The organism is Klebsiella sp. HN106, from assembly GCF_051209435.1.
Classification (GTDB): domain Bacteria; phylum Pseudomonadota; class Gammaproteobacteria; order Enterobacterales; family Enterobacteriaceae; genus Klebsiella; species Klebsiella oxytoca.
Genome location: NZ_JBLURD010000012.1, coordinates 34,807 through 49,735, shown reverse-complemented (window position 1 = coordinate 49,735; position 14,929 = coordinate 34,807). Strand labels below are relative to the sequence as shown.

The following is a 14,929-nucleotide window of genomic DNA, read 5'->3' as shown; positions in this document are numbered from 1 at the left end:
GAATCGTTTTTTCAACCCTTGGTTTGCTCACCATTTTCATCATTGGTGAAGCTTAAAGAGGCCGAATTAACACAAAAACGCTCACCGGTAGGCTGCGGGCCATCCGGGAAGACGTGTCCAAGGTGAGCATCGCAGTTTCCGCAGCGAATTTCCGTGCGCTGCATACCGTGGGAGTAATCGTTAAGATAGCGAATAGCGTCATCGCTTACCGGCTCATAAAAGCTCGGCCAACCGCAGCCTGAATCATACTTGGATTGCGAGTTAAACAGCGGCGCGTCGCATACCAGGCAGTGGTAGACGCCATCGCGTTTGTTGTGGAGTAGCCGCCCGGTGAACGGCGGTTCAGTACCGTGATTCTGCGTCACGTAAAACTGCATCTCGCTCAAATTTTTTTTGAGCTCGTCCGAAGAGGGTTTATTCGACATTGGCTTGCTTCTCGCTGTGAAAGGACAACTTTTTTGGCTTAATTCTAACAAAATATTAACAATGAAGCGTGCACTTTTGTTCTAAACTTAGGCGACGCCAAAAGGCAGCCACACAATTGTGATGAATATCACATTTTTATCTCAAATGACCTTTAAAATTCCGGGCGCAGCCCCCATATGGAATTGGGCTCAAAGGGAAAGTGGGATAAATCAACCGCGCAAAGGCATGCTCCGGATTGATTTGTCGCAATGATTGACACGATTCCGCTTGACGCTGCGTAAGGTTTTTGTAATTTTACAGGCAACCTTTTATTCACTAACAAATAGCTGGTGGAATATATGACTATCAAAGTAGGTATCAACGGTTTTGGCCGTATCGGTCGCATTGTTTTCCGTGCTGCTCAGGAACGTTCTGACATCGAGATCGTTGCAATCAACGACCTGTTAGACGCTGACTACATGGCTTACATGCTGAAGTATGACTCCACTCACGGCCGTTTCAACGGTACCGTTGAAGTGAAAGACGGTCATCTGATCGTTAACGGTAAAAAAATCCGTGTTACCGCTGAGCGTGACCCGGCTAACCTGAAGTGGGACGAAGTGGGTGTTGACGTTGTTGCTGAAGCAACCGGTATCTTCCTGACCGACGAAACCGCTCGTAAGCACATCACCGCTGGCGCGAAAAAAGTCGTTCTGACTGGCCCGTCCAAAGACAACACTCCGATGTTTGTTAAAGGTGCTAACTTTGACAAATACGAAGGCCAGGACATCGTTTCCAACGCTTCCTGCACCACCAACTGCCTGGCTCCGCTGGCAAAAGTTATCAACGACAACTTCGGCATCATCGAAGGTCTGATGACTACTGTTCACGCCACTACCGCTACTCAGAAAACCGTTGATGGCCCGTCTCATAAAGACTGGCGCGGCGGCCGCGGCGCAGCTCAGAACATCATCCCGTCCTCTACCGGCGCTGCTAAAGCTGTAGGTAAAGTACTGCCAGAACTGAATGGCAAACTGACCGGTATGGCGTTCCGCGTTCCGACTCCGAACGTATCCGTTGTTGACCTGACCGTTCGTCTGGAAAAAGCTGCTTCTTATGAAGAAATTAAGAAAGCAATCAAAGCTGCTTCCGAAGGCGCAATGAAAGGCGTTCTGGGCTACACCGAAGACGACGTTGTCTCTACCGATTTCAACGGCGAAGTTTGCACTTCCGTATTCGATGCTAAAGCGGGTATCGCTCTGAACGACAACTTTGTGAAACTGGTTTCCTGGTACGATAACGAAACTGGTTACTCCAACAAGGTTCTGGACCTGATTGCTCACATCTCCAAATAAGTTGAGATGAGACCGTAATCTGTAAGAGCGACTCCGGTCGCTCTTTTTTTTGCCTAAAAATATACCCGTCATACTTCAAGTTACAGATGTGTTGGCTACGCTCGCTCACCCGAATCACTTACTACGGTAAGCTCATCGGGATGAATCAGGGACATCCATGTCCCTGACCGAAGGCCATCTTCGGTTGTTCAAATTCGTTCCTGACGAATTTGTCGTTCACTTGCCACCTTCCTGCAACTCGAATTATTTAGGGTAAAAAGGATTGCGTAATGATTAATAAAATTTTTGCCCTCCCGGTTATCGAACAGCTTACCCCTGTCCTTTCCCGTCGCCAGCTTGATGACCTGGAACTGATCGTGGTTGATCATCCGCAGGTTAAAGCTTCCGTGGCTTTCCAGGGCGCTCACCTGCTCTCCTGGAAGCCCGCAGGCGAAGAAGAGGTCCTGTGGCTCAGCGGCAATACCCCATTCAAAAATGGCGTTGCCCTGCGCGGCGGCGTGCCGATTTGCTGGCCATGGTTTGGCCCATCAGCTCAGCAGGGTCTGCCGTCGCACGGTTTTGCCCGCAATCTGCCGTGGGCCCTGAAAGGCCACGATGAAGACGATAACGGCGTGGTGCTGACCTTTGAACTAAAAAGCAGCGATGCCACTCGCCAGTACTGGCCGCATGAGTTCACCCTGTTAGCGCGTTTCAAACTGTGTAAAACCTGCGAAATTGAGCTGGAAGCGCACGGCGAATTTGAAACCACTTCCGCCCTTCACACCTATTTCAACGTCGGTGACATTGCGGCAGTGAAGGTCAGCGGTCTGGGCGACCGTTATATTGATAAAGTGAAAAATGCCGAAGAAGGCGTATTAAGCAACGGCACTGAAACTTTCCCGGATCGTACCGACCGCGTCTATCTGAATGCAGAAACCTGCAGCGTCATTCACGATGATGCGCTCAGCCGCAACATCGATGTCGTCCATCATCACAACAGCAACGTGGTTGGCTGGAACCCGGGACCGGCCCTTTCCGTCAGCATGGGCGATATGCCCGATGATGGCTACAAAACCTTCGTTTGCGTAGAAACTTGCTGCGTAACCGAATCGCAGAAGGCCAGCGAAGAGAAACCTTCGCGCCTGGCGCAAACCATTCGCGTGGTGAAACGCTAACGCACTGAAGGAGCGCATACGGGTTAAAATCTAGTGCGCGTATTTCTGCCGGGCGGCGGCTGACGCTTTGCCCGGCCTGACGCACTGATTGCGATCGTATTCATGCCTGGTGGCAGCTCGCGACCGGAGCCCCGCAGAGTCGGGGCTTTTCTTTATACCCTATTCAGACCATATCCAGCGGTGTTTTTCTTCCCGGTGCCGGGTAAGCTTTTTCCAGCAGCGCCCTCTCTTCAGCGGTTAGCTCGATGTCCAGCGCCGCAGCATTTTGCTCAACATGTTCGATACTCGATGCTTTCGGGATCGCCAGTACCCCCTGATGGCTGATAACCCACGCCAGAAGCACCTGCGCGGCGGTTACGCCCCGGGCCTGCGCAATATTTTTCACAACGGTATGATTTAAAAGTCCATTGCGTAGACGGCCGGCCTGGGCCAGCGGACAGTAGGCCATCACCGGCAGCCGCTGCTGCTGGCACCATGGCAACAAATCATGTTCAATACCGCGAGAAGCCAGGTGATAGAGTACCTGGTCAGTTGCGCACTGCTCGCCGCCGTCAACCTGCCAGAGTTCTTGCATATCAGCGTAATCAAGATTCGATACGCCCCAGCGACGAATTTTGCCCTGCGCAACGAGCGCTTCCATACCTGCCACCGTCTCCTGCAATGCGTAGTCGCCGCGCCAGTGCAGAAGGTAGAGATCGAGATAGTCGGTCTTCAGACGGCGCAGGCTGGCTTCGCAGGCGCTGGCTATTTTGCGACCGCCAGCGTTCCACGGATACACTTTAGACACCAGCACCACGCGCTCGCGCTGGCCGCGAATGGCTTCGCCGACAACCTCTTCGGCGCCGCCGTCAGCATACATTTCCGCCGTATCGATCACCGTGAGCCCAAGATCGATGCCCGCGCGTAGTGCAGCAGACTCCTGAACGCGCAGCGCCGGGTTTTCGCCCATGTACCAGGTCCCCTGCCCTATGACGGAAACCGCTGGATGCTCACCAAAACTGATTGTCCTTTGTGCCATGACTGCCTCCTGTCGTTTGATTGCACCACCGTAATGCAAAACAGGGCATTACGCCCTGTTTTGATGCACAAATTGCTCTGTAATAAAGCACTATCAGAAGGAGTAAGTGATCCCGGTTGAAATCAGACCGCTCCAGGATTTGTCCACCATCGGACTATCGGTGATTTCGTCAGACAAGCGAGTGTAGCGGGCCACGCCGTATACGCTCCAGTCGCCGAGGAAACGATAGTTTGCCGACAGCTCGAGGTACGGGTTCCAGCTGCTGTCCGGATCGTAGCTGCGCATGCCGCTGCGATTCGACTCATGCTTCGAAACACCATAGTAGTACTCGTTCTGATTATCGCTATTCCATTCAACGCCAATACCCGGCGTAAGCGTCAGATTGCCGTTGGTGTAGCGATATAGCCAGGCCAGATCCCATACGATACCGTTGCTGTTATCCAGGGTGTCCCCTGACAGCGCGGTGCGCAGGAAACCGTACTGCGTATAGTGTTCGTACGCAAGTCCTGCCATCACCGTGGATTTACGTTTATCCAGACGGCGCATCTGCTCGCTATCGCTGTCGCCTGGCTTAAAGTACATCGGCGACCAGTAGGCGGTCACGGAAAGCTTATCGTTGGTATCATTCCACAGGTAAAGACCACCGCCTAAACCACGAAACCAGAAGTTATCGCTCTCGTAATTAATCACCGGCACCGGGTAAACATCAGCATCATACTGCTTGTACGGATGTTCAACGACGCCTACACCCGCCCCTAAAGTGAACTTCCCTTCAGCGTGTACGGCGGATGCTGAAGTCGCAATCAACACACCAAGTGCCAGAAGTTTGATTTTAGTCACGATCCATATTCCTGTTGTCAAATTATTAGCGCAGGCAGTTTAACGTTGTATACGTCATGCCTCAAATTCTTTACCAGTCATTACACTGAATTCACCAGATTCTCATCCTCAGATGACCATTCGCTGACAGCCGAATGACAGCGTCATGACGGCGTGAAACCAGAAGTGGAAATGAGAGGCTGCTTTTCTGGATGAGTTGTTGATAAGTCATTGAAATTGATTTTCCACGCCATGCAAGTTTTCCAAATGCATCTACGCTTTAATTTAGAAGAAGTAAATGCGGGGCACGTTATCCCGAGACTTCGCCAACCTGGCATAAGGGTTGCTGGAGAATCAGAGAGCGCTGTGCAGCTTACCTCTTCCGGGGGCTCCCACTATTCATATGAACGGCTCTCAACCTGTGCTAAAAACGAAAGGACGGCATGCCATGAATATATTCGATCACTATCGCCAGCGCTATGAAGCTGCCAAGGACGAAGAGTTCACACTGCAGGAGTTTCTTACCATCTGTCGGCAAGATCGCAGTGCTTATGCTAACGCAGCAGAAAGATTGCTGATGGCCATCGGTGAGCCGGTCATGGTCGATACGGCCCTGGAACCCAGGCTATCCCGTCTCTTTTCAAACCGGGTCGTTGCGCGCTATCCGGCATTTGAAGAGTTTTACGGTATGGAAGATGCCATCGAGCAAATTGTTTCTTACTTAAAGCACGCCGCTCAGGGGCTTGAAGAGAAGAAACAGATTCTGTATCTGCTGGGCCCCGTGGGCGGCGGTAAATCATCGCTTGCCGAACGCCTTAAGTCCTTAATGCAGCGCGTGCCTATCTATGTGCTTAGCGCAAACGGAGAGCGTAGCCCGGTCAACGACCATCCGCTATGTCTGTTTAACCCGCAAGAGGATGCGCAAATCCTCGAAAAAGAGTACGGCATTCCAAACCGCTATCTGGGAACAATTATGTCGCCGTGGGCGGCCAAGCGTCTGCAGGAATTCGGCGGCGACATTACTAAGTTCCGCGTGGTGAAAGTGTGGCCGTCAATCCTGGCGCAGATTGCCATCGCCAAAACCGAGCCCGGCGATGAGAATAACCAGGATATCTCGGCGCTGGTGGGTAAAGTGGATATCCGTAAACTGGAACACTATGCGCAGAACGATCCGGATGCCTACGGATATTCCGGCGCCCTGTGCCGCGCCAACCAGGGGCTGATGGAATTTGTAGAGATGTTTAAAGCGCCTATTAAGGTGCTGCATCCGCTGCTGACCGCGACGCAGGAAGGAAACTATAACGGCACTGAAGGGATCTCCGCCCTGCCGTTTAACGGGATTATCCTCGCCCACTCCAACGAATCGGAATGGGTTACCTTCCGCAATAACAAGAACAATGAGGCCTTCCTCGACCGCGTGTACATCGTCAAGGTGCCTTATTGCCTGCGCATCTCGGAAGAGATCCGCATCTATGAAAAACTGCTCAATAATAGCGAACTGACTCACGCGCCCTGCGCGCCGGGAACCCTGGAAACGCTGTCGCGCTTCTCGATTCTGTCGCGCCTGAAAGAGCCGGAAAACTCGAGCATCTACTCGAAAATGCGCGTCTATGACGGTGAAAGCCTGAAAGATACCGACCCGAAAGCGAAATCCTATCAGGAGTATCGCGATTATGCCGGCGTTGATGAAGGGATGAACGGCTTGTCTACCCGCTTCGCGTTCAAAATTCTGTCGCGGGTATTTAACTTTGATCACGCCGAAGTCGCCGCGAACCCGGTGCATCTGTTCTATGTCCTGGAGCAGCAAATTGAGCGTGAACAGTTCCCGCAGGAGCAGTCCGAACGTTACCTGGAGTTCCTCAAAGGTTATCTGATCCCGAAATACGCCGAGTTTATCGGGAAAGAGATCCAGACCGCCTACCTTGAGTCCTACTCGGAATACGGGCAGAACATTTTTGACCGTTATGTGACCTACGCCGATTTCTGGATTCAGGATCAGGAGTATCGCGACCCGGATACCGGCCAGCTGTTTGATCGCGAGTCGCTGAATGCGGAGCTGGAAAAAATCGAGAAGCCGGCCGGGATCAGTAATCCGAAAGACTTCCGCAACGAGATTGTCAACTTCGTGCTGCGCGCCAGAGCGCACAACAGCGGACGCAATCCAAACTGGACCAGCTACGAGAAACTGCGCACGGTTATTGAGAAGAAAATGTTCTCCAATACCGAAGAGCTGTTGCCGGTGATCTCGTTCAACACCAAAACGTCAACCGATGAGCAGAAAAAACACGATGACTTTGTCGACCGCATGATGGAGAAAGGCTATACCCGCAAGCAGGTTCGCCTGCTGTGCGAATGGTATCTGCGGGTACGTAAATCATCCTGATAGACCAGCCCGGCAGGCAACCGCTGCCGGGCGAATAATAACTGCGAAGACCCAATGACATTCAGCGCCAGGCACATTCCGGCGCTTGAATGGCCGGGGCATAGTTGGCAAATGCAGTACAGGAGGGCATATGACCTGGTTCATAGACCGACGCCTGAACGGGAAAAATAAAAGCGCCGTCAACCGGCAGCGCTTTCTGCGCCGCTACAAAGCGCAGATAAAGCAGTCGATCTCCGAGGCCATAAACAAGCGCTCGGTGACCGATATTCAGAGCGGAGAGTCCGTCTCCATCCCAACGGACGATATCAACGAACCGATGTTTCATCAGGGGCGCGGCGGCCTGCGCAATCGCGTTCATCCCGGTAACGATCACTTCGTGCAGAATGACCGTATTGAACGCCCTCAGGGCGGCGGAGGCGGTGGAGGAAGCGGTCAGGGGCAAGCCAGCGCCGATGGCGAAGGCCAGGATGAGTTTGTTTTTCAGATCTCGAAAGATGAGTATCTGGATCTGTTATTCGAAGATCTTGCCCTGCCGAATCTGAAGAGAAATCAGCATCGGCAGCTGACGGAATTCAAAACCCATCGCGCAGGCTACACCGCTAACGGGGTTCCCGCCAACATCAGCGTCGTTCGCTCGCTGCAAAACTCGCTGGCGCGGCGCACGGCGATGACCGCCGGTAAGCGCCGGGAGCTGCATGCTCTGGAAGAAGATCTGGAGAGTATTAGCAAAAGCGAACCGGCGCAGCTGCTGGAGGAGGAGCGGCTGCGCAAAGAGATTGCCGAGCTACGGGCGAAAATCGACCGCGTGCCGTTTATCGATACTTTCGATCTGCGCTACAAGAACTACGAAAAGCGGCCAGAGCCCTCAAGTCAGGCGGTGATGTTTTGCCTGATGGACGTCTCCGGCTCGATGGATCAGGCGACAAAGGATATGGCAAAACGTTTTTACATCCTGCTGTATCTGTTCCTCAGCCGGACCTATAAAAACGTTGATGTGGTTTATATCCGCCACCATACGCAGGCAAAAGAGGTCGACGAACACGAATTCTTTTATTCGCAGGAGACCGGCGGCACCATTGTCTCCAGCGCTCTGAAGCTGATGGACGAAGTCGTTAAAGAGCGCTATGACCCGGCGCAGTGGAATATCTACGCCGCTCAGGCATCGGACGGCGATAACTGGGCGGACGATTCACCGCTGTGTCACGAGCTGCTGGCGAAGAAAATCCTGCCCGTGGTCCGCTACTACAGCTATATCGAGATAACCCGCCGTGCGCACCAGACGCTGTGGCGGGAGTATGAACATCTGCAGTCGACCTTTGAAAACTTTGCCATGCAGCATATTCGCGACCCGGAAGATATTTATCCGGTGTTCCGGGAACTGTTTCACAAGCAAACCTCAAAAGCGGACGGTTAATCTCTTCCGGACAGCCAGCCTTCACAGCTGGCTGTTTTTTGCGCTTTATCCGGCCCGGGTCTGCTGTAGAGTGCCAGGGTCAATCTCCGCCATGATCAGGTCGGGCAAGCTCTCCAGCTGGTGCACCTTACCGCACTTAACGATGATCTGCCGGGCCCTATCATATCCCGGCGCCCACAGCCGATTATTCATGCGCACATCCTTATACACTGCGACCAGCGGTTTTTTCCACGCAGCCGCCATATGTACCACCGAGGTATCCGGCGAGATAACCAAATCGGCCTGCGCAATCAGCGCCATGCAGTGGTGCAGCGTTTTAAACGGATTCACGCTGACCTTCTCCGGCAGAGAAAGACGAATTTCATTGCGGTGGTCGAGCAATATAATATTGATAGCGGGATACTCTTCGCGCAGTCGGGTGAGAAGCGTGGCCAGCTGCTCCTGCGACATGCTGCGGTCCTGATGGCCGGCAAAAATATTAATGACCACATTTCGTCCACTTTTAGCCGCCAGATAATCACGCACCTCGTGTTCGACATTCTCGGGAATATGCAAGTCATAAGACTGCAGATATTTTTTGTCCAGCTGGAGATAATCGGCAATGAGCGTAAAGGTCTTGCTGACGTGCCAGTTTGCACAGTCAAAATCAAAAGAGCGGGTATAGTGATTAATAGAAGGCCATTTATTAAACCCCAGCACCGAGCGCGCTTTTATCTGCCGTAACAGCAGCATCCGGTGCACCGGAATATCAAAAAGCGAGGGGTCAATAACAATATCATACTTATTATTCGCAAGCTCATTAATAACGGGCTGAGGAACGTTATGGGTAAACTTACGCAGATAAGCCGCCGAGTCGACATTCTCAGCTTCATAAATATGGCGAATATGTGGATTATCACGCATGACCTGGCTGTTCGATTTCGTTAACAGAAAATCAACAGTCATACCTGCCTTATGGAGGCATTTAACCAGCGCAGAATCAACGACAACGTCCCCTATCGCGCCTTCATTGCGCATAAGCAGTACCGTTTTGGCGGACGTTAAATCTGCTTCGCGACGCGCGCGACAATCCCACAACGCTTTTGCGATATAAACCCGCAGAATATTGCGTAATTTCTTAAAAAAATAATTGCGGCGCCGGTTGAGCTCTCTTATTTTTTTAAACTTCCGGGGAGCTACCTGCACCGCTGCGTTTTCCATCATCATAACCTCGTCACCACAATCAACAACACCTCTGCTAGTCATCCTAATGACTAATGAAAATAAGAAAAGTTCTCTTGTTATATAAAATTATCCTGTTTTTGGCGCAGGGCGAATAGTAATACGTTTCGTTATTGCAGCATATCTTATTGCATGCAAAATGAGGGAAAGGTGAAGTTAATGTGGATAAAAGGGGTGTGAAAGCCTACAATTAGCCTGCTTATAGTTTGCATGAATTCTGGTTTCAGTTTTCATATCGCTATCGGGATCGCCATACACAAAGTGAACTCTTTCTCCATTCAACACGTAATGTGGCTAAACATGCACACGCTTTTGCTAGAATCTACCGGTGACAACTGCTTAAGTTTTATCACAGCGTATCCTGATTTTTCCCCTTCATGACATGAATAGACCGTGCGCAGGTAAACTGACCTTAACGATCTGGTGAACTAACGTAATGAAATTAAAGAATAAATTACTTCGTCATTTGATTTCGGCTGGGGTAGTGGTCCTGACCTCTTCATTCCTGGTCTATGAGTTAGTCGTCAGCCATCGGGATATGTCGGAATATATGCACTATATTGTCGAAAAAGGCGAGTACGCTTTTCTCTACGATAAATATCAAAATCAGCTGGTTATCTCCCAGATCGCCCGCAAGTTAGATACCCTACCTTCTGCTGAAGTTGCTCAACAGGCATGCGACAGCGTACAAACAAAAGGCAGCGTTAGCGGTCTGAATATTACGGAGTACACCTTTCCCCTGCTTAGCGGCACGCTCAGTGCGAATCAGTCTTCCTGCCTGGCGTGGGTTAACGATCTGCCCGCGCTGCAGGCCTTTGATACCATTATCGACCATAACAGAACCCACCATGGCCAGGAAACCGGTCCTTATAAATCCGACAACAAATTACGTTACTTCATTGATTTTAAAAATAAATATGTGTATTTCCATACTCAAGTCGAGATTAAAAACCGCGCACTGGACAACTGGAACTTTCTCCACGACGGCAAATTAGGTATTACCCAGACTAACCTGAACAGCTTACTGCGCGGCCGCACGCTGATGTCCAGCATCTACGTGGACGCGGTAACCGGGCAAAATATTCTCTCGTTTTTGTCCCCGGTGTATCACCACGAAGGGCTTAAAGGGGTCGTCATGGTCGATGTTAGCCGTAAAGATATCGAAGAGCTCCTGTATACCGCTGACCGCCCGCTGGTGTGGCGTTATCTCGACATCACATTAACGGATTCGGACTCAACCTCTGAAATCATTGTTCACCGCAGCAAAACGCATCTTTTTAGCTATGCCCATTATCAACATGCGGTAGCCACAAACCTGCAGATCTCGCTGTCGCTGGACGTGATGTATTTCCTGCTCAGCTCCTGGAAGCTCTTCCTGTTTTACCTGATTTCTACCGGCGTGCTGCTTCATCTTGTTCGCATGCATTTTCGTTTGTATATCGATGTTTTTAAAGAAAATATTAGTGATTCATTAACCGGTCTTTACAACCGTAAAATTCTCTCCTCGCTGCTGGAATCGCGTATGCAAAAGCTGACGGAACAGGGAGTGAATATTGTGTTTATGGCGCTGGACTGCGACCGGCTTAAATACATTAATGATACCTTTGGGCATAACGAAGGCGACCGCGCAATTGTGATGCTTGCTCAGTCCATATCCGCCGCCATACGCAAAAGCGATTACGGTATCCGGTTGGGCGGCGATGAGTTCTTTCTGATACTGATTGATTACGCCGAAGAAGACGCCAAAAATATTACCGAGCGTATCCGCCAGCATCTGCGAACGATTGACGTCAACAAGCGCGTTAACTTCTCATGGGGCGCCTGTAGCATGGCGCCGGGAGATAGCCTGGCCGATACCATGCAAATCGCCGATGCCCGGCTGTACGAAAATAAAAAACAAAAAAAGCACGTCCATCCAGGGCGAGAGGATTAATCTTTAGCTTTAAATTTTTAAGGAACCATCAGCATGAACGCGTCTGCAGGACTCAGCATTCATCAGCAGCTGATCGCGCTGCTTAACCGCTCCCATGCCCGCTACCGGGTTGTGGAACATGAAGCCGTCGGGAAATGTGAAGCGGTGTCGAAGATCCGCGGTACCGCGCTGGGTCAGGGAGCCAAAGCGCTGGTATGCAAAATTAAAGGTCATGGCGTAAATCAGCACGTTCTGGCGATTCTTGCCGCCGACCTGCAGGCGGACTTAGCCCGTCTGGCCGAGTATATCGGCGGCAGTAAAGCCTCCCTCGCCAGCCCGGCGGAAGTGGACTCCCTGACCGCCTGCGTGTTTGGCGCGATTCCCCCCTTTAGTTTCCACCCGGCGTTGCGGCTGGTTGCCGATCCGGTCCTGTTCGAGCGTTTCCCGGAAATCGCCTTTAACGCCGGGCAGCTTGATAAATCGATCATCCTGGATACCGCCGACTATCTGCGCATTGCTCGGCCGGAATTGGCGGCTTTTCATCGCCAGCCCTGAGTCTGCTCCCGCCGTCTGCAGCCCGTTTCCGCTTTTTTGCGAGCTTCGCGGCGGGAAGATCGCCATCGGGCAGATGCCTGAAAACATCATTCTGAGATAAAAAAGCCTGTTTAGTCACGCAATTATGCGTAGAGTAAACGGGCTTCTCTTTTTTGTTTTCTGGCAAGGACCTCTGCACATGCTCGACACCACCCTGTTAATACTGCTGGGCCTGGCGGCGCTCGGCTTTGTTAGCCATAACACAACCGTGGCTATTTCTATCCTGGTGTTAATTATCGTTCGCGTCACCCCGCTTAACGCTTTCTTTCCGTGGATAGAAAAGCAGGGGCTGACCATCGGTATAATTATTCTCACCATTGGCGTGATGGCGCCAATCGCCAGCGGTACGCTCCCGCCTTCAACGCTGCTGCATTCCTTCGTTAACTGGAAATCGCTGCTGGCCATCGCGGTAGGCGTTTTTGTTTCCTGGCTTGGCGGGCGCGGCGTGGCGCTGATGGGCTCGCAGCCGCAGCTGGTTGCCGGGCTGCTGGTCGGCACCGTGCTCGGCGTCGCCCTCTTCCGCGGCGTACCGGTCGGCCCGTTGATCGCCGCCGGGATAATTTCGCTGTTTATCGGGAAGTCGTAGCCAGGCTGGCAAGATAGCGTCCCGGCGTCTGCCCAAGGCCCTTTTTAAACATAGTAATAAAAGCGGTGGTGGAGTCGTAGCCCAGGCTCTGCGCCGTCTGCTGTACCGTTTGCCCGCGAATCAGCATCTGCAGGGAGAGAATAAGCTGCAGCTGATGCCGCCAGCGCCGAAAGCTCAGCCCCGTCTCGCGCACCACCAGCCGCGCCAGATTGCGTTCACTCATGGCAAACTCCGCCGCCCACTGCGCCAGGGTTTGCCAGCGGGCCGGGTCGACGGCCATCATTTCCGCCATTTGACGAATTTTGGCATGTCCGGAGACCGGTAGCTGCAGATGCTCCTGCGGCTGCTGCGGTAGCTCATCAAACAGCACCTGCACCAGCCGGTCCATCTCCGGTTTACCGAGCCAGGCCCTGCCGCGCTGGGCCATCGCGAGGATCAGCTCGCGCACCAGCGGCGAAATCTTTAACGTACAGCAGAAATCCGGCATCGGCGCCGCATCGGGTTCGATAAATAAGAAGCAGATTTGCGCCTCCGGCGTCGCGCGATTACTGTGCGGTACCTGCCCGGGCACCCACACCGCGTACTGCGGCGGCACCATCCACATGGCGTTCTCGACTTCGCAGGTTAGCGCCCCGTGAAGGGCAAGTATGAGTTGCCCTTTACGATGCTGATGGCGCGGAATGTACTGTTCATCCGCGACAACCTGAATACGAAAAGCCAGCGCCGCCTCGTGGCCGCTGTCCGGGTCGTAGCCGTCCAGGCCGAGTCCGATCATAAAATTGTCCGATTTTAGCGATAATCTGTCATTTTAGCTTGATTTAAACATCCCACAAACAAGCTATTGTGAACGCCTCGTATTCTTGTTTGAGATCGCCATGAATTCTGTTTTACCTTCTGCCGGCCGCCGTCCTCTTTTGTTGATTGCCGGTATTCTGCTTATCGCCACGACCTTACGCGTGGCATTTACCGGCGCCGCGCCGCTGCTCGACGCCATTCGCAGCGAATATGGCCTCACTACCGCACAAACCGGGCTGTTAACGACGCTGCCGCTGCTGGCCTTCGGCCTGGTGTCACCGCTGGCTGCGGGAGTCGCTCGCCGCTTCGGCATTGAACGCAGCCTGCTGCTGGCGATGATACTGATTTGCCTCGGAATTGGTCTGCGCTCCCTGCCCTTCGTCTCGCTACTGTTTATCGGCACCGCGGTGATCGGCTGCGGTATCGCGCTGGGGAACGTACTGCTGCCGGGGTTAATCAAACGCGACTTTTCGCAGCACGTCGCCAAAATGACCGGCGCTTACTCTCTCACCATGGGTGGCGCGGCGGCATTGGGCTCGGCCATGGTGGTACCGCTGGCGCTTGCCGGACTTGGCTGGCGCGGCGCGCTATTGACGCTGATGGTTTTTCCACTGCTGGCGCTGTTTGTCTGGCTGCCGCAGTCGCGCAGACAGGCTACCGCGCCGCTGACCGGTTCGGGAGCCATCCATAACCGCGGTATCTGGCGTTCTGCGTTAGCCTGGCAGGTGACGCTGTTTCTTGGCATTAACTCGCTGGTCTATTACGTTATCATCGGCTGGCTGCCGGCCATTTTGCAAAGTATTGGCTACAGCGAAGCGCAGGCGGGTTCCCTGCACGGGTTGCTGCAGCTGGCGACCGCCGCGCCGGGACTGGCGATTCCCTTAATCCTTCATCGGTTAAAAGATCAGCGCGGTATTGCGGTGCTGGTTGCCATGATGTGCGCGGTCAGCGCGCTCGGATTATGGTTTCTCCCGGGCCAGGCGGTAATGTGGACGCTTATCTTCGGCTTTGGCTCCGGCGCGACCATGATTCTGGGGCTGACCTTTATCGGACTGCGCGCCCGCTCAGCCCATCAGGCCGCTGCGCTGTCGGGAATGGCGCAGGCGGTGGGCTATCTGCTGGCCGCCTGCGGGCCGCCGGTGATGGGTAAAATTCATGACGCCTCGGGCGACTGGCATATTCCGCTGATCGCCGTGGCGCTAATTTCTGTCGTGATGGCGGTCTTCGGCGCGCTGGCTGGCCGCGATCGGGAAATTCACGGCTAGCGGCACTC

General features: G+C 53.0%; 13 protein-coding genes. 8 read left to right on the top strand and 5 right to left on the bottom strand.

What is annotated here, in order from left to right; all coding sequences use genetic code 11:
- Positions 1-11: 11 nt before the first annotated feature.
- Positions 12-425, bottom strand: a complete 414-nt coding sequence (msrB, locus tag ACSIPU_RS22465; protein WP_004101271.1) for a peptide-methionine (R)-S-oxide reductase MsrB — start codon at positions 423-425, stop codon at positions 12-14.
- A gap of 339 nt (positions 426-764) precedes the next feature.
- Between msrB and gapA the strand changes: the two genes are divergently transcribed.
- Both gapA and ACSIPU_RS22455 read left to right on the top strand, forming a co-directional pair.
- Positions 765-1,760, top strand: coding sequence for a glyceraldehyde-3-phosphate dehydrogenase (gene gapA, locus ACSIPU_RS22460; RefSeq protein ID WP_004101269.1), 996 nt, complete (start codon positions 765-767; stop codon positions 1,758-1,760).
- Between the two features lie 269 nt (positions 1,761-2,029).
- Positions 2,030-2,914 carry a D-hexose-6-phosphate mutarotase gene (locus ACSIPU_RS22455; protein WP_133497292.1) on the top strand — a complete coding sequence of 295 codons (885 nt, stop codon included), beginning with the start codon at positions 2,030-2,032 and terminating at the stop codon, positions 2,912-2,914.
- A 163-nt stretch (positions 2,915-3,077) separates the two neighbouring features.
- Here ACSIPU_RS22455 and ACSIPU_RS22450 read toward each other — a convergent pair whose 3' ends face one another.
- On the bottom strand, positions 3,078-3,932 hold the full coding sequence (locus tag ACSIPU_RS22450; protein WP_023320738.1) for an aldo/keto reductase: 855 nt from the start codon (positions 3,930-3,932) through the stop codon (positions 3,078-3,080).
- Positions 3,933-4,025: 93 nt separating this feature from the next.
- Complete coding sequence (locus ACSIPU_RS22445) at positions 4,026-4,772, bottom strand: MipA/OmpV family protein (protein ID WP_004101263.1); 747 nt, start codon at positions 4,770-4,772, stop codon at positions 4,026-4,028.
- Between the two features lie 427 nt (positions 4,773-5,199).
- Between ACSIPU_RS22445 and yeaG the strand changes: the two genes are divergently transcribed.
- The gene (yeaG, locus tag ACSIPU_RS22440) at positions 5,200-7,134 is read left to right on the top strand and encodes a protein kinase YeaG (RefSeq protein ID WP_004101257.1); all 1,935 of its coding nucleotides are present in this window, start codon (positions 5,200-5,202) and stop codon (positions 7,132-7,134) included.
- Between the two features lie 130 nt (positions 7,135-7,264).
- On the top strand, positions 7,265-8,548 hold the full coding sequence (locus tag ACSIPU_RS22435) for a YeaH/YhbH family protein (RefSeq protein ID WP_004101255.1): 1,284 nt from the start codon (positions 7,265-7,267) through the stop codon (positions 8,546-8,548).
- A 45-nt stretch (positions 8,549-8,593) separates the two neighbouring features.
- On the opposite strand, the gene ACSIPU_RS22430 is transcribed toward ACSIPU_RS22435, so the two are convergent.
- Positions 8,594-9,751 (bottom strand): glycosyltransferase family 9 protein, encoded by a 1,158-nt coding sequence (locus tag ACSIPU_RS22430; protein ID WP_004101253.1) that lies wholly within the window; start codon positions 9,749-9,751, stop codon positions 8,594-8,596.
- A 454-nt stretch (positions 9,752-10,205) separates the two neighbouring features.
- Between ACSIPU_RS22430 and dgcJ the strand changes: the two genes are divergently transcribed.
- The 3 genes from dgcJ to ACSIPU_RS22415 all read left to right on the top strand — a co-directional run bounded on the left by dgcJ (position 10,206) and on the right by ACSIPU_RS22415 (position 12,861).
- The gene (gene dgcJ / locus ACSIPU_RS22425) at positions 10,206-11,702 is read left to right on the top strand and encodes a diguanylate cyclase DgcJ (protein WP_049592078.1); all 1,497 of its coding nucleotides are present in this window, start codon (positions 10,206-10,208) and stop codon (positions 11,700-11,702) included.
- Positions 11,703-11,735: 33 nt separating this feature from the next.
- Entirely contained in the window at positions 11,736-12,236 is a 501-nt protein-coding gene (locus tag ACSIPU_RS22420; RefSeq protein WP_023320736.1) for a YbaK/prolyl-tRNA synthetase associated domain-containing protein, read from the top strand.
- A 178-nt stretch (positions 12,237-12,414) separates the two neighbouring features.
- Positions 12,415-12,861: a DUF441 domain-containing protein gene (locus ACSIPU_RS22415; protein WP_004101248.1), complete on the top strand. Its 447-nt coding sequence runs from the start codon at positions 12,415-12,417 to the stop codon at positions 12,859-12,861.
- Here the strand turns inward: ACSIPU_RS22415 and ACSIPU_RS22410 are convergent.
- Entirely contained in the window at positions 12,845-13,636 is a 792-nt protein-coding gene (locus ACSIPU_RS22410; protein ID WP_004101246.1) for an AraC family transcriptional regulator, read from the bottom strand. The genes ACSIPU_RS22415 and ACSIPU_RS22410 overlap by 17 nt on opposite strands.
- Positions 13,637-13,736: 100 nt before the next feature.
- Here ACSIPU_RS22410 and ACSIPU_RS22405 point away from each other — a divergent pair, with 100 nt between their 5' ends.
- Positions 13,737-14,921, top strand: coding sequence for a CynX/NimT family MFS transporter (locus tag ACSIPU_RS22405; protein WP_196558136.1), 1,185 nt, complete (start codon positions 13,737-13,739; stop codon positions 14,919-14,921).
- The last annotated feature ends 8 nt before the right edge of the window (positions 14,922-14,929 follow it).